This is a genomic window from Microcella sp. (genome assembly GCF_040286215.1).
GTDB lineage: Bacteria > Actinomycetota > Actinomycetes > Actinomycetales > Microbacteriaceae > Microcella.
The window spans coordinates 142385-160018 of sequence record NZ_JAVKCK010000011.1 but is presented as its reverse complement, the minus strand read 5'-3'; the positions used below and the strand labels follow the sequence as shown (position 1 = coordinate 160018).

General features: G+C 69.2%; 20 protein-coding genes. 2 read left to right on the top strand and 18 right to left on the bottom strand.

Going from position 1 to position 17634, the window contains the following annotated elements; genetic code table 11:
- Positions 1-60 precede the first annotated feature (60 nt).
- From RJQ01_RS05930 to RJQ01_RS05900, 7 genes are all read right to left on the bottom strand, one after another.
- Positions 61-852, bottom strand: coding sequence for a F0F1 ATP synthase subunit delta (locus tag RJQ01_RS05930; protein WP_350475802.1), 792 nt, complete (start codon positions 850-852; stop codon positions 61-63).
- A gap of 2 nt (positions 853-854) precedes the next feature.
- Positions 855-1421 (bottom strand): F0F1 ATP synthase subunit B, encoded by a 567-nt coding sequence (locus RJQ01_RS05925; RefSeq protein ID WP_350475801.1) that lies wholly within the window; start codon positions 1419-1421, stop codon positions 855-857.
- Between the two features lie 10 nt (positions 1422-1431).
- Positions 1432-1665, bottom strand: coding sequence for an ATP synthase F0 subunit C (gene atpE / locus RJQ01_RS05920; RefSeq protein ID WP_055860391.1), 234 nt, complete (start codon positions 1663-1665; stop codon positions 1432-1434).
- A 57-nt stretch (positions 1666-1722) separates the two neighbouring features.
- Positions 1723-2517 carry a F0F1 ATP synthase subunit A gene (gene atpB, locus RJQ01_RS05915; protein ID WP_350475800.1) on the bottom strand — a complete coding sequence of 265 codons (795 nt, stop codon included), beginning with the start codon at positions 2515-2517 and terminating at the stop codon, positions 1723-1725.
- Between the two features lie 131 nt (positions 2518-2648).
- The gene (locus RJQ01_RS05910; protein WP_350475799.1) at positions 2649-3110 is read right to left on the bottom strand and encodes a Cg1360 family ATP-synthase-associated protein; all 462 of its coding nucleotides are present in this window, start codon (positions 3108-3110) and stop codon (positions 2649-2651) included.
- Complete coding sequence (locus RJQ01_RS05905; RefSeq protein WP_350475798.1) at positions 3107-4291, bottom strand: MraY family glycosyltransferase; 1185 nt, start codon at positions 4289-4291, stop codon at positions 3107-3109. Before RJQ01_RS05905 ends, RJQ01_RS05910 begins: the two co-directional genes overlap by 4 nt.
- Positions 4288-4965, bottom strand: coding sequence for an L-threonylcarbamoyladenylate synthase (locus tag RJQ01_RS05900; protein ID WP_350475797.1), 678 nt, complete (start codon positions 4963-4965; stop codon positions 4288-4290). Before RJQ01_RS05900 ends, RJQ01_RS05905 begins: the two co-directional genes overlap by 4 nt.
- Here RJQ01_RS05900 and RJQ01_RS05895 point away from each other — a divergent pair.
- Together RJQ01_RS05895 and RJQ01_RS05890 are read left to right on the top strand one after the other, a co-directional pair.
- On the top strand, positions 4964-5629 hold the full coding sequence (locus tag RJQ01_RS05895; RefSeq protein ID WP_350475796.1) for an HAD family hydrolase: 666 nt from the start codon (positions 4964-4966) through the stop codon (positions 5627-5629). The genes RJQ01_RS05900 and RJQ01_RS05895 overlap by 2 nt on opposite strands.
- Before the next feature lie 71 nt (positions 5630-5700).
- Positions 5701-6861 (top strand): N(5)-(carboxyethyl)ornithine synthase, encoded by a 1161-nt coding sequence (locus RJQ01_RS05890; protein WP_350475795.1) that lies wholly within the window; start codon positions 5701-5703, stop codon positions 6859-6861.
- Here the strand turns inward: RJQ01_RS05890 and RJQ01_RS05885 are convergent, their stop codons facing one another.
- The 11 genes from RJQ01_RS05885 to RJQ01_RS05835 form a co-directional block, all read right to left on the bottom strand.
- Positions 6862-7101: a hypothetical protein gene (locus RJQ01_RS05885; protein WP_350475794.1), complete on the bottom strand. Its 240-nt coding sequence runs from the start codon at positions 7099-7101 to the stop codon at positions 6862-6864.
- A 22-nt stretch (positions 7102-7123) separates the two neighbouring features.
- Positions 7124-7396: a hypothetical protein gene (locus RJQ01_RS05880; protein ID WP_350475793.1), complete on the bottom strand. Its 273-nt coding sequence runs from the start codon at positions 7394-7396 to the stop codon at positions 7124-7126.
- Positions 7393-7668: a nucleotidyltransferase family protein gene (locus tag RJQ01_RS05875; RefSeq protein WP_350475792.1), complete on the bottom strand. Its 276-nt coding sequence runs from the start codon at positions 7666-7668 to the stop codon at positions 7393-7395. The genes RJQ01_RS05880 and RJQ01_RS05875 overlap by 4 nt, the downstream gene beginning before the upstream one ends.
- A 70-nt stretch (positions 7669-7738) precedes the next feature.
- Positions 7739-8638: a peptide chain release factor N(5)-glutamine methyltransferase gene (prmC, locus tag RJQ01_RS05870; RefSeq protein WP_502885231.1), complete on the bottom strand. Its 900-nt coding sequence runs from the start codon at positions 8636-8638 to the stop codon at positions 7739-7741.
- A complete protein-coding gene (prfA, locus tag RJQ01_RS05865) occupies positions 8635-9717 on the bottom strand; it encodes a peptide chain release factor 1 (protein ID WP_350475791.1) in 1083 nt (360 codons plus the stop codon). The genes prmC and prfA overlap by 4 nt, the downstream gene beginning before the upstream one ends.
- Before the next feature lie 3 nt (positions 9718-9720).
- Positions 9721-11778 carry a transcription termination factor Rho gene (rho, locus tag RJQ01_RS05860; protein WP_350475846.1) on the bottom strand — a complete coding sequence of 686 codons (2058 nt, stop codon included), beginning with the start codon at positions 11776-11778 and terminating at the stop codon, positions 9721-9723.
- Positions 11779-11896: 118 nt separating this feature from the next.
- Entirely contained in the window at positions 11897-12850 is a 954-nt protein-coding gene (gene thrB, locus RJQ01_RS05855) for a homoserine kinase (RefSeq protein WP_350475790.1), read from the bottom strand.
- Positions 12847-13929, bottom strand: a complete 1083-nt coding sequence (thrC, locus tag RJQ01_RS05850; protein WP_350475789.1) for a threonine synthase — start codon at positions 13927-13929, stop codon at positions 12847-12849. The genes thrB and thrC overlap by 4 nt, the downstream gene beginning before the upstream one ends.
- Entirely contained in the window at positions 13926-15254 is a 1329-nt protein-coding gene (locus RJQ01_RS05845) for a homoserine dehydrogenase (protein ID WP_350475788.1), read from the bottom strand. Before RJQ01_RS05845 ends, thrC begins: the two co-directional genes overlap by 4 nt.
- Positions 15251-16675 carry a diaminopimelate decarboxylase gene (gene lysA, locus RJQ01_RS05840; RefSeq protein ID WP_350475787.1) on the bottom strand — a complete coding sequence of 475 codons (1425 nt, stop codon included), beginning with the start codon at positions 16673-16675 and terminating at the stop codon, positions 15251-15253. The genes RJQ01_RS05845 and lysA overlap by 4 nt, the downstream gene beginning before the upstream one ends.
- A gap of 109 nt (positions 16676-16784) precedes the next feature.
- Positions 16785-17633, bottom strand: a complete 849-nt coding sequence (locus RJQ01_RS05835; protein WP_350475786.1) for an LmeA family phospholipid-binding protein — start codon at positions 17631-17633, stop codon at positions 16785-16787.
- Position 17634: the final 1 nt, after the last annotated feature.

The following is a 17634-nucleotide window of genomic DNA, read 5'->3' as shown; positions in this document are numbered from 1 at the left end:
CTTCCCTTTTCGTTCGCAGCCCCGGCTCTGCGGGGCTCCGTCTGGTGTTCTCGAGCGGACCTAGCCGGCCAGCCGACGTGTGAGTTCTGACAGGCGTGCAGCAACGCTGCCGTCGATCACGTCGTCGCCGACCTGAACGCGGACCCCGCCGACGAGCGCGGGGTCGATGACCTGGTTGAGGGTGTGGTCGCGGCCGTAGCGCTCTCGCAGCATGGCCCCGATCGACGCGCGCTGGTCGTCGCTCAACGGGCGTGCGACGCTCACCGTCGCGATGCCCTTGCCGAAGGAGTCGGCGACGATCTTCGCGCCTGTGCGCACGAGCTCACCGATGCGACGGCCTCGGGGCTGCTGCACGAGGTGGCCGGCGATCGCGACCGCCTGCGGGCTCGCACTGCCCGCGAGCAGACTCTCGACGAGGGAGCGCTTGCCTTCGGCGGAGCCGCGCTTACTGCCGAGCGCCAGCTCAAGCCCCGCGTCGGACGCGACGGCGGCGCCGAAGGTGAACAGCTCTGCCTCGAGACCCGCTTCCGCCGACGCGGAGGACGCGACAGCACGAATGCCGATCTCCTCCAGCCCGGCGAGGAATTCCTCCGCCGTCGACCAGCGCTGCTGCGCCATGGCCGTGAGCAGTGCGAGCGCGGCGGGCGAGAGGCTGCCGAAGAGAGCCGAGAGCAGGGCTCCCTTATCCTCCGGCGACGCTGACGGGTCGGTGAGCGCACTCTGCAACTGCGTCGACGTGCCGATCGTGCGCGACGCCGCGAGCAGCTGCTCCCCCGTCGCCAGATCGACGCCCGTCGCGTCGGCGAGAGCCGTGCGCGCCGCCTCGAGCGCGCTCCGCGTCGCAGAGCCCATGACTACTTCGCCGCCTTCTGAGTCTTCTGAGACTCAGCCTTCTCGAGGTCGGCGAGGAAGCGGTCGACGAGCGCGGTGGACTTCTTGTCGTCGGCGAGGGACTCCCCAATGACACCGCTCGCGAGGTCGATCGCGAGCGACCCCACCTCGGAGCGCAGCGAGACGAGAGCAGCTTGGCGCTCTGCCTCAATCTGGGCCTGCGCAGTCGCGGTGATGCGCGCCGCCTCACTCGATGCCTGCTCCTTGAGCTCGGCGAGGATGGCGCCGCCATCGATCCGGGCCTGCTCGCGAATCTTCGCGGCCTCAGCGCGCGCCTCGGCGAGCATGGCGTTGTACTTCTCGAGCGCCTCCTTGGCCTCGGCCTGGGCCGACTCCGCCTGCTCGATGCCGCCCTCGATCTTGGCAGCGCGCTCGTCGAGCATCTTCTGCATGCGAGGAAGGACGACCTTCCAGAACAGCAGCAGGACGAGCGCAAACGGAATGATCGAGTAGACGATGTCGTACCACGCCGGGATGAGGGGGTTGACGGCCTCCCCCGGTTCCGCCGCAATGACGAGTTCAGTGAGCATGAAGTGAGCCTTAGACGAAGATGAAGTAGGTCGCGATACCGATGAACGCGAGCGCCTCGGTGAAGGCGATACCGATGTACATGAGAACGGTCAGCCGACCCTGCAGCTCCGGCTGGCGAGCAACCGACTCGATCGTCTTGCCGACGACGATGCCCACGCCGATGGCCGGGCCGATGGCGGCGAGGCCGTATCCGACGGTCGCGATGTTGCCGTTGATCTCGGCGAGAACGGTGTTTGCGTCCACGAGGGGTGTTTCCTTCCGGTGAGGGACGAGCCGAGCGGCTGCCCGGCTCTTGCGTTGTTAGTGCTCGTCCGCCAGCGCGAGCTGGAGGTAGACAGCGGTGAGAAGAGTGAAGACGTAGGCCTGCAGCAGCGAGACGAGGATCTCGAAAAAGGTGAACACGATGCCGAACGCCTGGGTGCCGACACCGGCGAGGATCCACCAGCCGCCGAGATCGACCATGAAGAAGGCCGAGGCCGAGAAAAACAGCACGAGCAGGAGGTGGCCGACGACCATGTTCATGAGAAGTCGCAGCGTGAGAGTGACGGGGCGCAGGACGAACATGGAGACAAGCTCGATGGGCGTCACGATGATGTAGAGCGGCCACGGAACCCCGGGCGGGAAGAGCGCGTTCTTGAAGAACGCGACCGGATGCTTGCGTAGACCCGCATAGACGAACGCGAGGTACGAGGCGGCGGCGAGCACGAGCGGCAGACCGATCACCGAGGTGCCCGCGATGTTGATGCCCGGCACGATGCCGGTGAGATTCAAGAAGAGCACGAGGAAGAAGATCGTCGTGAGAAGCGGCAGGAAGCGCTTGCCGTCGACCTTGCCGAGCAGATCTTCCGCGATGTTGATGCGCACGAAGTCCAGCGCCACCTCGATCGTGCCCTGGAAGCGCCCCGGCACGATGCGCATGCGGCGCGTACCCAGCCAGAACAGGAGGATGAGCAGACCCGCAATGACGAGGCGGAGCAGCATGATGCGGTCGATCTGGAAGAACTCGTTGCCCTCAAAGAAGATCGCCGGGGGGAAGAAGTCTGCGATCGAGGGGCCGCTGAACTCCGGCCCGTCCGAACCGTCAACGGTCGTCACTGGCAGGAACGGGGTCAGGGCGGCAGCGCTCAGGGGAGTCTCCAGAATCGGGGTGTCACGGGGTCATGACACGGCGATCGGCATCGATACCTCCACCCTACCAACAGTTGGAGCGGGCGGCCGAATCGTCGTCAGCGTTCCGGTGCCCCGGGCAGGGTGATGTCGCTGACGTAGGGCACGCGCCCCCGTGCGACGGCGATGAGATCGGTGACGAGACCGCCGAGCACGGCGATCACGAGGGTCACGAACAGCACGACGGGGTCGACGAACGAGGCCTCGCGCAGCGTGAAGACGAGCACGAGGAAGACGACGAACTTGAGCAGCCACGCGCCGAGCACGAGAGCAAAGAACACGGGTGAGAGGAGGTCGCCCTTCGTGATCCGGTCGGCGAGCAGAATGCTCGCCGCGGTCACCGCGAGGAAGACGAACCCCATGCCTGCACCGATGAGCCCGCTCAGGAGCCCGGGCAACTCGCTCACCAGGGCACCGACGACGCTGCCGACCACGGCGATCGCGGCGAAGAGAGCGGCGCCGTAGAGAAGCGAGAGCCGCAGGACGGGAGCCGCGCTCGAGCGCGGGGGTGTGGTGGTCATCGGGGGGTCTCCGCAGGGGTCGTGGGGGCGGTGGTGTCGTCGTCCGTCGTTGCCTCCGCCTCGAGCGAGTCGGCGTCGTAGGACTCGACGGCTCGGCGCTTCTCGCGTGTGAGAGGGGCCAGGGTCACGAAGGCGCACGCGATGAGACCGACGATGATCGCAGCGAGCGCCCACCCCCACGCGACGAACATGAAGAGCAGAGTGCCGATGGCGACCACGGCTGTCCACGCGTAGAAGATGAGTACGGCGTGCAGGTGCGAATGGCCCATGTCGAGCAGTCGGTGGTGGAGGTGCTTGCGATCAGCGCTGAACGGCGACTTGCCGGCGCGCAGACGTCGCAGCACGGCGAGGCCGAAGTCGAGCAACGGCACAACCAGCACCGCGAACGGCAGCAGGATCGGGATGAAGGCGGGCAGCAGCTGGTTGGCGTCGACGGCCGCTGGGTTGATCTGCCCCGTGACGGTGACGGTCGAGACGGCGAGCAGGAGGCCGACGACGAGCGCCCCGCCGTCTCCCATGAAGATCTTTGCGGGGTGCCAGTTGAAGGGCAGAAACCCGGCGACGGCTCCCAGCAGCACGGCCATGAGCAGCGAGGCCAGGTTGAACGCGGTCTGGGAGGTGTTGATGGCGAGCAGGTAGCTGTAGATGAAGAAGACGCCCCCGGCGAGCAGGGTGACCCCGGCGACGAGGCCATCGAGTCCATCGATGAAGTTGACGGCATTCATCACCAGCACGACGGCGAGCACCGTGATGATGAGGGAGAGGTTGGGCGAGAGGATCGTGATGCCGCCGATGGGCAGGGAGAGGATCTGCACGCCCGCCCAGGCGAGGAACCCGCCCACGAGCAGCTGACCCGCGAGCTTGGTGAGCCAGTCCAGATCGTAGAGGTCGTCGACGACCCCGATGACGAGCATGACGAGGGCGCCGACGACGATCGCGAGCAGAGGGAAAGGGTCGGCGTACACGAGCCGGAACCAGCTGATCTGGGAGGCGACGGCGAGCGCGACGAGGATTCCTGCGACGATCGCGATCCCGCCGAGGCGTGGCGTCGGGGTCGTGTGCACATCGCGATCCCGGATGCCCGGGTACAGCTTGAACCGGTGGCTCAACCGGATGACCGCCCACGACGCACCAAGGCTCACCACGGCGGCGATGAACGCGACGAGGACGTAGAAGGTCACGCCACGCGCTCCGTGCCGACGACGCGCGCGATCTCCTCGGCGGAGATCACGCCCTGTCGAAGGATGCGCAGCCTGCCCTCGGGGAGATGAAGGCTCGTCGCGTCGACGATGGTCGATCCCGGGTCAGCGCCCTCTGCGGGGGGAGCCCCGACCTGGCCACCGTCGAGGTAGACGCTGACGCGCTCGCCGAGCATGGCCTGCGCCTCATCAACGGTGCGCGCGGCGGGCTGGCCGCTGATGTTCGCGCTCGAGACAGCCAGTGGACCCGTGTCGGCGAGCAGATTCAGCGCATAGCGGTTGTCGGGCATCCTCAGTGCCACGGTGCCTCGTGTCTCGCCGAGATCCCAGGCGAGCGATTCGCGCGCCTCGACGACGACCGTCAGGCCCCCTGGCCAGAACTCCTTGACGAGCGCCGTCACCTCGTCCGGCACCGTCTCGGCGAGCGCCGCGAGCGTCGGGATGCCCGGAATGAGCACGGGAGGCGGAGCATCCCGCCCACGCTCCTTCGCCTCGAGCAGCCTCTGCACGGCCTCGGCGCGAAACGCGTCTGCGGCGACGCCGTAGACCGTGTCGGTGGGAAGCACCACGAGCTCGCCACGACCGATCGCACCGCGGGCGGCGCGCAGACCGTCGAGGAGTTCGCTCTCGTTCGAGCAGTCGTAGACCGTGGCCATGATGCCTCTCATCGTAGTAGGGCAGACTGGCCCTCTCATGAGCCTGCTGTTCCTCTTCGACATGGATGATGTGTTGTACGACTACGACTGGCGGGCGCGCATGGCGGCGGTCACGGAGCGCAGCGGGCACGACCTCGCCGAGCTGCGGCGCCGCTGGTGGATCAACGGTCTCGAGTGGCGGGCGGAGGCGGGCGACCCCGCCGACGCTGACGAGTACCTCGCTCGCGTGTGCGAGGTGATCGGCACCGCAATCTCGCGCGAGGACTGGGTGCGGTTCCGCGCCGACACGACCACAGCGCGGCCCGAGGCTCTGGCTGCAGTGCGCCGCGCCGCCGAGCTCGGCACCGTCGCGCTGCTCACCAACAATGGCATCCTCATCCACGAACACCTGCACGAGGTCGCCAGCGAGCTCGTCGAGATCATGGGTCGCGAGAACCTGCACGCGAGCGCCTTCTTCGGCGCGCGCAAGCCCGACCCGGTCGTATTCGCCCGGGCCATGGCGCACTACGGCGCGCGCGCCGAGATGACGTTCTTCACGGATGACCGGCTCGAGAACGTGGAGGGCGCGCGGTCGCTCGGCATCACTGCGCACCACTACCGCGATGCCACCGGCATGCTCGCGGCGGTAGAGGCCTTCGCCGCCGAGCGCGAGGCCGCCGCCTAGCACCGGCCCTGGGTCTGGGTCTGGGTCTGGGTCTGGCACGTGCTCGTCCCGCCGAAGCCTAGGCTTCAGACATGACCCCTCCCCATGCCTCCCCCGAGCTGCTGCGCCTCGGTGTGGTGGCGACCTCGCGCAAGGCCGATGAGCAACGCCTGCCGATCCACCCTGCGCACCTCGAGCGCGTCGACGCGGACCTGCGCGCGAGCATGTTTCTCGAGCGCGGCTACGGCGCGCGCTTCGGCGTCGCGGATGCCGAACTCGAGCCCCTCGTGGGCGGCATGCTCGATCGGGCGGAGGTGATCGACCGCGCAGACGTCGTGCTGCTGCCCAAGCCGCAGGCCTCAGACGTGCAGTCCTGTCGGGAGGGGCAGGTCTTGTGGGGCTGGCCGCACTGCGTTCAGGATCCCGCGATCACGCAGCTGGCGATCGACAAGCGCTTGACGCTCATTGCCTGGGAGGCCATGAACCACTGGCGGGGCGACGGCAGCTTCGGCCTGCACGTGTTCCACAAGAACAATGAGCTCGCCGGGTATTGCGCGGTCATCCATGCCCTGCAGTTGTGCGGCTCGACGGGCGACTACGGTCGTCGCCTCAGCGCGATCGTGATCGGCTTCGGGGCGACCGCGCGCGGCGCCGTCACTGCCCTGAACGCCCACGGCATCCACGATGTGCGGGTGCTCACGAACCGGGATATCGCCGCCGTCAGCTCACCCATCCCCTCCGTGGACATCGTGCAGTTCGAGCATGACGACGCCTCGCCCTCCGCGAGCACGGTGAACACCGAAGAGGGACCGGTCGCCCTGCCTGAGTACCTGGCGAAGAACGACATCGTCGTCAACTGCACGCTGCAGGACCCGAATTCGCCGCTGACGTACCTGCGACTCGACGACCTCGATGCCTTCCGCCCCGGAAGCCTCATCGTCGACGTGTCGATCGACGAGGGCATGGGATTCAGCTGGGCGAGGCCGACCTCCTTCGCTGAGCCGATGTTCACGGTCGGCTATTCGACGAACTACTACGCGGTGGATCACACCCCCTCGCTGCTGTGGAACTCGGCGACGTGGGAGATCAGCGAGGCGCTCCTGCCCTTCCTGCGCACGGTCATGGAGGGTCCGGCGTCGTGGGCCGAGTCCGACACCATCCGGCGCGCGATCGAGATCGAGGACGGCCGCGTGCGCAACGAGGCGATCCTGACGTTCCAGGGGCGTTCGACGGAGTATCCGTACGCGACGTAGTCACTCGAGAAGATGCGGGAGAATCCCGTACAAGAAGCCCGTGAGCGACATCACCAACGCTCCCCCGCCGGCGATTCCCATTTGCGCCGGCGTTGATCGCTCCGCCGCTTTCAAGGACGAATTCGTCGATGCTGACTCCAGCACCTTCCGGTTCGCAGCGGCAGCCTGTCGAGCGAAAACCAGCGTCAGCACTCCGATTGCGAACAGGGCAGCTGTGACGATCACACCCACTGGATTCATGTCTGCACGCTACCCTGCGATCTCAGTGCTCGGAGAGAGGACCAAGCAAGATCGCCGGGATGCGAACAGTGACTGCCGCCCAGACGAGGTCGTCGTTCATGACGACCATGCTCGCGACGTCGTCGTGAGGCGCTCCCTCTGCGAACGACTCGCGACCCGCCTCGATGACAGACTCGCACCGGTGGAGGATACGCAGCAGCTCGTCGCGAACATTCTGCGCGTCCGTGCGCGAGCGTCGATCAATGTCGCTTCGTGGCCGCGGCACGAAGCGACGCGCGTCGCCAGCGTCGCTCATAGTGCAACGGCCTCGAGTGTCGCCTCGGCGGCCTGAGGAGAATCGGCGGTGTCTGTGACGACGTGGACCGGGAACCCGGTCAAGGCGCGCACCTCCTGCGCGAACAGCGCCAGGTCGAAGAGGTCGACGCGAGGTCCAGTCGACAGGATGAGATCGATGTCGCTGTCGAAGTGGTCTTCTGCGCGAACCGTCGAGCCGAAGACCCGAACCCGCTCGATCCCCCGCCGTGCCGCGGGAGCGTTGATCTGGTCGGCGAAGTCGGCGAGGGGCAACGACGGTCGATAGTCGGCCGCGCGCCGAATACATCACCGCGCTATACCCCGGAAAAGCGGGATGCGATGCTCAGCGCAGGGCGGTCGTCGCGCGGTCGCGGCCGAGCAGGTCCCGGTGGTGCGCGATGGCGCTCCAGCCGTCGGCACGCAGGAGCGCCGCGATCTCGGCGGCCTGAAGCTCGCCGTGCTCGAGCACGAGGGTGCCGCCGGGGCGGAGCAGGCGCCGGGCGGTCGTCGAGACGGCGCGCACGGCATCCAGCCCGTCCTCGCCCCCGTAGAGCGCGTGCGCGGGGTCGAAGAGGCGCACCTCGGGGTCGCGCGGCACCGCATCGCGAGGAATGTACGGAGGGTTGGAGGCGACGACGTCGACGGTGCCGTCGAGCTCCGGCAGGGCATCCGCGAAGTCGGCGAAGACGCAGCGCACCCGCTCGTCGCCCCAGCGGCGCGCGTTGCGGGTCGTCCACACGAAGGCGGCGGCCGAGTTCTCGACGGCGACGACCCGCGCGTGCGGCACCTCGACGGCGAGAGCGAGAGCGATCGCACCGCTGCCCGCACCGAGATCGACCGCGAGGGGCTGCGGCGAGGCCACGGCGGCGAGGGCATCGATCGCGTGCTGCACGACCTGCTCGGTCTCCGGCCGCGGCACGAACACGCCGGGGCCGACCTCGAGCTCGAGCGCGCGAAACGGCGCGCGCCCCGTGATGTGCTGCACCGGCTCGCGGGTCGCGCGGCGCTCGATCGACTCGGCGATGATCATGCGCTGCTCGGCATCGACCGGCGCGGCGATGAGCGCCTTCGCCTGCACCTGGCCGCGGCTGCAGCCGAGCACGTGGCCGATGAGCAGGTCGGCGTCCGCCTCCGGAGTCGGGACGCCCGCCTCCCGCAGGCGCTCGATCGCGTCGGCGCGCACACCCGCGAGACCGGTCGCGAGCGCGGGGCCGACGGTCACGCCCCCGTCGCGCCCGCTCACGCCGTCTCGTCGCCGAGAGCGGCCAGGCGGGCCTCTTCATCGGCGGCAATGCACGACTCGATGACGGGGCCGAGCGCCCCGTTCATGACCGCGTCGAGGTTATAGGCCTTGAACCCCGTGCGGTGGTCGGCGATGCGGTTCTCGGGGAAGTTGTAGGTGCGGATGCGCTCCGAGCGGTCCATGCCGCGAATCTGGCTCTTGCGCGCGTCGCTCGCCGCGGCATCCAGCTCCTCCTGCTGCTTCGCGAGGATGCGCGCGCGCAGGACGCGCATGGCGGCCTCGCGGTTCTGGATCTGGCTCTTCTCGTTCTGCATCGACACGACGATGCCGGTGGGCAGGTGCGTGATGCGCACCGCCGAGTCGGTCGTGTTCACTGACTGGCCTCCGGGGCCGGAGGAGCGGAAGACATCGATCTTGAGGTCGTTCTGGTTGATGTCGACCTCTTCAGGCTCGTCGACCTCGGGGAACACGAGCACGCCGGTCGTCGAGGTGTGGATGCGGCCCTGCGACTCGGTCGCCGGCACCCGCTGCACGCGGTGCACGCCGCCCTCGTACTTCATGCTCGCCCACACGCCCTGGGCAGGGTCGGTCGAGCTCGACTTGATCGCCGCCTGCACGTTCTTGTAGCCGCCCATGTCGCTCGTCGTCGAGTCGAGCAGCTCGACCTTCCAGCCGCGCGACTCGGCATAGTAGGTGTACATGCGCAGCAGGTCGGCCGCGAACAGCGCCGACTCCTCGCCGCCTTCGCCGCCCTTGATCTCCATGATCACATCGCGGCCGTCGTCAGGGTCGCGCGGAATCAGGAGACGACGCAGGTTTTCGGTGCGGTCGACGAGCTCGGTCTCGAGCGCCGGCACTTCCGCCGCGAACGCCTCGTCCTCCTTCGCGAGCTCCCGAGCCGCCGCGAGGTCCTCCCCCGCCTGCTGCCAGTGCTCGTGCGCCGACACGATGCGGCTGAGCTCGGCGTAGCGGCGGTTGAGCTTCTTCGACCTCGCCGGGTCGGCGTGCACCGCGGGGTCCGCGAGCTGATTCTGCAGCTCGCGGTGCTCTGCGATGAGCGCGTCGACGGACTCGAACACGGCCTAGTCGACCTTGTGCGCGCCCGCCGCCGGCAGCGACTTCTGCACGGCGACGAGGAACTCGACGTTCGAGCTCGTCTCGCGCAGCTTGCCGAGCACCATGTCGAGCGACTGCTGGGTGTCGAGGCTCGCCAGTGCGCGGCGCAGCTGCCAGGTGACCTTCACCTCGTCAGTGCCGAGCAGCATCTCCTCGCGGCGCGTGCCCGAGGCGGAGATGTCGACGGCCGGGAAGATGCGCTTGTCGGCGAGCTGACGCGAAAGGCGCAGCTCCATGTTGCCGGTGCCCTTGAACTCCTCGAAGATCACCTCGTCCATCTTGGAGCCGGTCTCGACCAGCGCCGTCGCGAGGATCGTGAGCGAACCGCCGTCCTCGATGTTGCGCGCCGCGCCGAAGAAGCGCTTCGGCGGGTACAGCGCGGCTGAGTCGACGCCGCCCGAGAGGATGCGCCCGCTCGTGGGCGCCGTCACGTTGTACGCGCGACCCAGCCGGGTGATCGAGTCGAGCAGCACGACGACGTCGTGGCCGAGCTCGACGAGACGCTTCGCGCGCTCGATCGCGAGCTCGGCGACCGTCGTGTGGTCCTCGGCGGGCCGGTCGAACGTCGAGGCGATGACCTCGCCCTTGACCGAGCGCTGCATGTCGGTGACCTCTTCGGGCCGCTCGTCGACGAGCACGACCATGAGGTGCGCCTCGGGGTTGTTCTTGGCGATGGCGTTGGCGATCGCCTGCAGCACGAGCGTCTTGCCGGCCTTGGGCGGTGAGACGATCAGGCCCCGCTGGCCCTTGCCGATCGGCGCGACGAGGTCGATGATGCGCGTGGAGAGCATCGTCGGGTCGGTCTCCAGACGCAGGCGCTCAGTCGGGTACAGCGGGGTGAGTTTGCTGAACTCGACGCGCGCGGCGGCCTCCTCGATCGTCTGACCGTTGATCGAGTCGACGCGCACGAGAGCGTTGTACTTCTGGCGTCCCTGGTTCTCGCCTTCCCGCGGCTGACGGATCGCGCCGACGACCGCGTCGCCCTTGCGCAACTGGTACTTCTTGACCTGGCCGAGCGAGACGTAGACGTCGCTCGGGCCGGGCAGGTAGCCGGTCGTGCGCACGAAGGCGTAGTTGTCGAGAACATCAAGGATGCCCGCCACGGGGATGAGCACGTCGTCGTCGCTCACCTCGGGCTCGGCGTCGTCGCCGCCGGGGCCCCGACCGCGCTTGCGGTCGCGGCCGCGGCCGCGCCCGCGGCCCTCGGAGTCCTGATCGGCGCGCTCGGACCTCTCGGGGCCCTTGTTGCCGCCCTGGTTCTGGTTGCCCTGGTTGCCCTGGTTGCCGCGACCCTGGTTGCCGTCCGGCTGACCGCCGTCGTTCTGGCCACCCTTGGCACCCTGGTTCTGATTGCCGCCACGGCCACGACCGCCGCGCGCGCCGCCGTCGGCGTCGTCGCCCTCGGAGCGCTCGCCACCGCGACTGCGGCTGCGGCCACGACCGCGACCCCGGCCGCCCTGCGAGGCGTCGTCGCTCTCGGCGTCGTCGCTCTGCGCCGTCTCGGACGAGTCGGTCGACTCGGACCGCGCGGCCCTGTCGCTCGAGTCGGACTCAGCTGCCTTCTCGGCCTGCGCAGCCGACTCGGCGTGCGCGGCGCTCTCGGACGGTGCGGCGCTCTCGGACTTCTCGGCCCTCGCGGGCTGCTCCGACTCTGCGGGGGCGGCCTGCGGCGTCACCGTATCGGTCGTCGCACGACGCGAGCCGCGGCGGCGCGGTGCGGAACCCTCGGCCGCCGGGGCGGTCTGCTCCGACTGGTCGGCCGCCGGGGCGGCCTCGGTCACGGTGTCGCTCGCGGTGTCGTTCGGCGAGCTGTTCTGGATGGCGGCCACGAGGTCTCCCTTGCGCAGTTTGGACACACCGGGGATGCCGCGCTCGGTCGCCAGACGCTGGAGGTCGGCGAGCTTGAGCGTGCTCAGGTCGGTGGGGGTGCCCGTCGCAGACGACGGTGCTGGGGAATCGGTCACGGGGTTCAGGTTCCTTTCGTCTCCACTGGCGAGGAAGCGCTCAGGGAGGATGCTCTGCATTGAGCCCCCTCGATCGAGAGACGACGCGAGGAAGAAACCGGTGACGGTGTCGTTCACGCGTGGCGCGCACGAGACGGGGAAACTCAGAGCTGAGGGTGAATTTCGGTCGGATCGTGGGCTAGGCCGCAGCGTCCGCCGAACGTTCGATAACTGTAGCACCCCTGAAATCGACGGCCAGCATGTGCGACTCCCACGGCGTGGTGGCGTGCCCGCGCACGAGCTCCGCGGCCTTCAACCGCTGCGCCGGATCGCTGCACAGGACGAGGATCGACGGGCCCGCGCCCGAGACCACGGCCGCAAAGCCCGCGGTGCGCAAGAGCTGGATGAGAGCATCCGTCTCGGGCATGGCGCTGGCCCGATAGCTCTGGTGCAGGCGGTCCTCGGTGGCGGCGTGCAGCAGCTCGGGGCTCTGGATGAGGGCAGCGATGAGCAGGGCGGAGCGGGACACGTTGAAGATGGCGTCCTGATGGGGCACCGACTCGGGCTGGAGGGAGCGAGCGAGCGCCGTGGACATCGTGCTCGACTCGGGAACGCACACGAGGAGCGAGACGCCTCGGTGGACGGTGAGTCGCTTGTGCTGGGGTCCCTCCGGGGTTACCCAGGCGATCGTGAGGCCCCCGAAGAGCGCCGGTGCCACGTTGTCGGGGTGACCCTCGAGCTCGGTCGCACGAGCGAGCAGCGCGTCGGAATCGAGGTCGACGATGCCGGCCAGCAGTCCCTTGGCCGCCATGACGCCCGCCACGATCGCCGCGCCGGAGGACCCCATGCCGCGACCGTGAGGAATGACGTTGTGCGCCACCAGGTCGAGCCCGGGCACCGGCACGCCGTAGTGGTCGAAGGTGTGCCGGATCGCGCGCACGATGAGGTTCGAGTCGTCTGTCGGCACCTCACCCGCCCCCACGCCGCGCACATCGACGGTCGCGCCGGGAGCCTGGCGCACCGTCACCTCGAGCTCGTCGTACACGGACAGCGCGAGACCGAGGGTGTCGAAGCCGGGGCCGAGGTTCGCGGTCGTGGCCGGCACCTTGACGTGCACGCTGCGCCCGGTGAGCCGGGGGTCGAGAGTGCTCACGCGCTCACCCGCTGCAGGCCGAGCACGGAGGCGACCTCGGAAGTATCGACTCCGACAACGGTCGGCTGCACATCGACGCCGTCCGGACCCTTGAGAGCCCACTGCGGGTCTTTCAGCCCGTGGCCGGTCACGGTGAGGACGACGGTCGAGCCCGCGGGGATTGCGCCGGCCTCGGCGCGCTCGAGCAACCCTGCGACCGAGATCGCGCTGGCCGGCTCCACGAAAATGCCGACCTCCTGCGAGAGCAGGCGATGCGCCTCGAGGATGCCGGCGTCGTCGATCGCCCCGAAGTAGCCCCGGCTGTCATCCCGGGCGGTGAGCGCGAGCTCCCAGGACGCCGGATTGCCGATGCGGATCGCGCTCGCGATCGTCTCGGGATGCCTGACGGGCTCGCCGAGCACGATGGGTGCGCTGCCCGCCGCCTGGAAGCCGAGCATGCGGGGCATCTTCGTCGCCGTGCCGCGCTCCGCCTCCTCGCGGTAGCCGCGGTGGTACGCCGTGTAGTTTCCGGCGTTGCCGACCGGCACGATGTGGAAGTCCGGCGCGTCCTCGAGCACCTCGACGACCTCGAACGCGGCGGTCTTCTGGCCTTCGATGCGGTCGGGGTTGACCGAGTTGACGAGGTGGACGGGGTAGTTGGCAGCGAGGTCGCGCGCGATATCGAGGCAGTCGTCGAAGTTGCCCTGGATCTGGATCAGCTCCGCCTTGTGAGCGACGGCCTGGCTGAGCTTGCCCATCGCGATCTTGCCATCCGGCACGAGCACCGCGGCCGTGATGCCGGCGTGCGTCGCATACGCGGCGGCCGAGGCCGAGGTGTTGCCGGTCGAGGCGCAGATAACGGCCTTCGCACCGTGCTCGACTGCCTTCGAGATCGCCATGGTCATGCCGCGATCCTTGAACGACCCGGTGGGATTCATGCCCTCGTACTTGACGAAGACGCGTGCGCCGGTGCGGTCGGAGAGATATCGCGCCGGAATGAGAGGCGTCCCGCCCTCCCCGAGCGTGATGATGGGGGTCGCCTCGCTGATGTCGAGACGATCGGCGTACTCGCGCAGCACGCCCTTCCACTGCCTGCTCATGAGAGCCCTTCTACTCGCAGCACGCTGGCGATGCGGTGCACCACGCTGCTGCTGGTCAGTGCCGCGACCGTTGCGGCGAGATCGGCCTCCGCGGCCCGGTGAGTACCGATCACCAGGGTAGCGGCGGCGGCTGATGACTCCGAACCGGGCTCAGCCTCGGGGACGGTCTGCTCGAGCGTCTCGACCGAGACCCCGTGCTCGAGGAAGACCGCGGCGATCGCCGCGAGCACACCGGGCTCGTCGAGCACCTCGACCGTGATCTGGTAGCGCGTCATGATGGAGGAGATGGGCAGCACGGGGAGGTCGGCGTGCGTGCTCTCGGCCACGCCGGGACCGCCGACGACGTGCCGACGGGCGGCCGAGACGACGTCGCCGAGCACGGCCGACGCCGTCTGGATGCCGCCGGCGCCCGCCCCGTAGAACATCAGCGGCCCGGCGGCCTCCGCCTCCACGAACACGGCGTTGTTGGCCCCGTGCACGGCGGCGAGCGGGTGCGTGTCGGGAACCAGCGCCGGGTACACGCGGGCGGAGACGCCGTCGACTCCGTCGGCGTCGCGCAGGCGCTCGCAGATGGCGAGCAGCTTGACGACGTACCCGGCCTTGCGTGCGGCCACCACCTGGTCGAGCGTGACGCCCGTGATGCCCTCGCGGTGCACAGACTCGATCGGCACCAGGGTGTGGAAGGCGAGGCTGGCCAGGATTCCGGCCTTCTGAGCGGCGTCGTACCCTTCGATATCGGCGGTAGGGTCGGCCTCCGCGTAGCCGAGCTCGCCCGCGATCGCGAGCGCCTGCTCGAGCGACTCGCCGCGCGTGTCCATACGGTCGAGGATGAAGTTCGTCGTGCCGTTCACGATGCCGAGGATGCGCTCGACGCGGTCCCCGGCGAGCGAATCGCGCAGGGGGCGGATGATCGGGATCGCCCCGCCGACAGCGGCCTCGTAGTACAGCTGCGCGCCGACCTGGCCGGCCGCCTCGAACAGCTCGGGGCCGTGAGTCGCCATGAGCGCCTTGTTGGCCGTCACGACGTCCGCCCCCGAGGCGAGGGCCTGGAGGATGAGCGTGCGGGCCGGTTCGAGACCGCCCATGAGTTCGACAACAATGTCGGAGCCGAGGATGAGCGACTCGGCGTCGGTCGTGAGCAAGTCGTGCGGCAGCTCGACGTCGCGCGGAGCATCCACGTCGCGCACCGCGATGCCGGTGAGCTCCACACCGGCGCCGATGCGGGCGGCGAGCTCGTCGGCGTGGGTCAGCAGCTGATCGGCGACCTGGGCGCCAACGCTGCCTGCCCCGAGGAGGGCGATGCGGAGGTTGCGGTACTCGATCACTCGGTGTCTCCTTGATCGTCGGTGGGGTCGAAGCCGGTGTCGCGGCGCAGGAGGTCGTGCTCGGTCTCCCTGCGCACGAGGGTGCGGGCGGCGCCGTCGCGCACGGCGACGATCGCGGGCCGGGTGAGGTAGTTGTAGTTGCTGGCGAGCGAGAAGCAGTAGGCGCCCGTCGCGGGCACGGCCACGAGGTCGCCCGCCTCGACGTCGCCGGGCAGCCAGTCGGCGTGCACGACGATGTCGCCGCTCTCGCAGTGCTTGCCGGCGAGGCGCACGAGCACGGGCTCGACGCTCGAGCTACGGCTTGCGAGCCGCACCGCGTAGTCGGCGCCGTAGAGCGCGGGCCGCGCGTTGTCGCTCATGCCCCCGTCGACGCTCACGTAGCGGCGCACGGCGCTGCCGCCGTCCTCGAGCGCGACGGCGACATCCTTCGTCGTGCCGACCTCGTAGAGGGTGATGCCCGCTGGCCCCACGATCGTGCGGCCCGGTTCGACGGCGACGGCTGGCATCGGGATGCCCAGCTCGCGGCACACGTCCGCCACCGCATCGGCGAGCCCCGCCGCGACGTCCTCGATCGCGGGCGGCTCGTCACCGACGACGTAGGCGATCCCGAAGCCGCCGCCGAGGTTGAGCTCGGGAACGTCGCCGCCGGCGAGGAGCTCGGCGTGCACGGCGAGCAGACGTCGCGCGGCCTCGAGGAAGCCGTCGACACGGAAGATCTGCGAGCCGATGTGGGAGTGTAGGCCGAGGAAGCGCAACGAGTCGTGCTCTCGGATCGCGCTGACCACCTCGGCGGCGTCGGCCAGCGGGATGCCGAACTTCTGGTCCTCCCGCGCGGTCGCCAGGTACTCGTGGGTGTGGGCGTGCACACCGGAGTTGATGCGCAGCCGCACCGGCTGGGTGCGGCCGTGGCGGTGAGCAGCAGCCGCAACGCGCTCGACCTCCGCAACGCTGTCGAGAACGATCGTGCCCACGCCCACGGCGACCGCGCGGTCGATCTCGGCGAGCGACTTGTTGTTGCCGTGCAGGCCGAGCCGCGCCGGGTCCACTCCTGCGGCGAGCGCGACCGCGAGCTCGCCGCCGCTCGCCACATCCAGCCGGAGCCCCGCCTCCATCATCCACCGGGCGATCTCCGTCGTCAGAAGCGCCTTGGACGCGTAGTAGACGGTCGCACTCGTACCGTGCGCGGCGAATGCCGAGACGAAGGCCTCGCGCGTGCGGCCTGCGCGGGCGCGGGCATACGCCTCATCGACGACGTAGAGCGGAGTGCCGTGGTCGGCCGCGAGGCGGCTCGCGACGACTCCCCCGATCTCGAGCTCGCCGGAGGGCGTGCGCCGCGCCGTGGCCGGCCAGAGCGGCTGGTCGAGCGTGTTCGCGTCGCCGGGGCGGATCAGCCACGGCGGAGCGAGCGGATTGTCGAGCACGGGAAACACCTCACGGGGGAAATCTGCATGTGTTGTGAGGCGAGCGAACCCGGCTTGGTCCCTGAAGCCGCACCCAGTCTAGCCGCGACGCTCCAGGCGCTCCCGCACCTCAGCCGCAGGTGCCGAGCTCCGAGAAGCCCGGGCCGCCCAGAGCGGTTTCCTCAGCGTCGAGCACGATCACGAGTTGCTCGTCGCCCACCTGCACGGCAGTGAGGGTCAGCGCGGCAGGCAGCAGCTCGGCGACGCAGAAGTCGCGAGACTCCAGCAACGGATCCACGATGCCGCCGAACTGCGACCGCAGCGCCGCGACGTCGATGCTCTGACCATTGAACTCGATGCTCCTCGGGGTGAATGCAAGACGACCGTCCCGCACCGCGGGCTCGACGCCGACCGCCAGCTCGAAGCTCACCCCGAACAGATCGAACCCCGTGCCGAATCGGATCAGGCGGTCATCGAGCGCGATGTCGTTCACGACGGTGCCCGCGAGGAAGCCGGAAAGACCTGCGAGGTCGCCCTCCGCGACGCGGTAGACAGCCTGGAGCCGCTCGGTGGGCTGCTCGAGGTCGAGCGGCACGCCCGACGCGAAGATCTCCAGATCGCCGCGAAGCTCTCCGACCGGCAGGCCGGGAACCCCGACGGTCACCCCGTCGAGCTCGCCGCCCGCGACCTGCGCGAGCACGGAGAATCCCACAAACTCCACCTCGACGGGGTGGTCCTCATCGAGGCCGAAGACCTCTCGCACCTCCGTCGCGATGAGCAGAGATCCCTGCTGGCGGGCGATCGACTCCCCCACGAGCGCCGCGGCGACGAGGGCGCCGAGAAGAGCGAGGACGACCCCCACGGCAATGAGAATGCGCCGCCGGCGGCGGCGGTCGTGCGGCGTCGCCTCGCTGGCAGACTGCTCCTGCTCGGGTGTGTGCTTCTCGGGCCCACGCTCCTGCATCGCCGGATCGGTCACG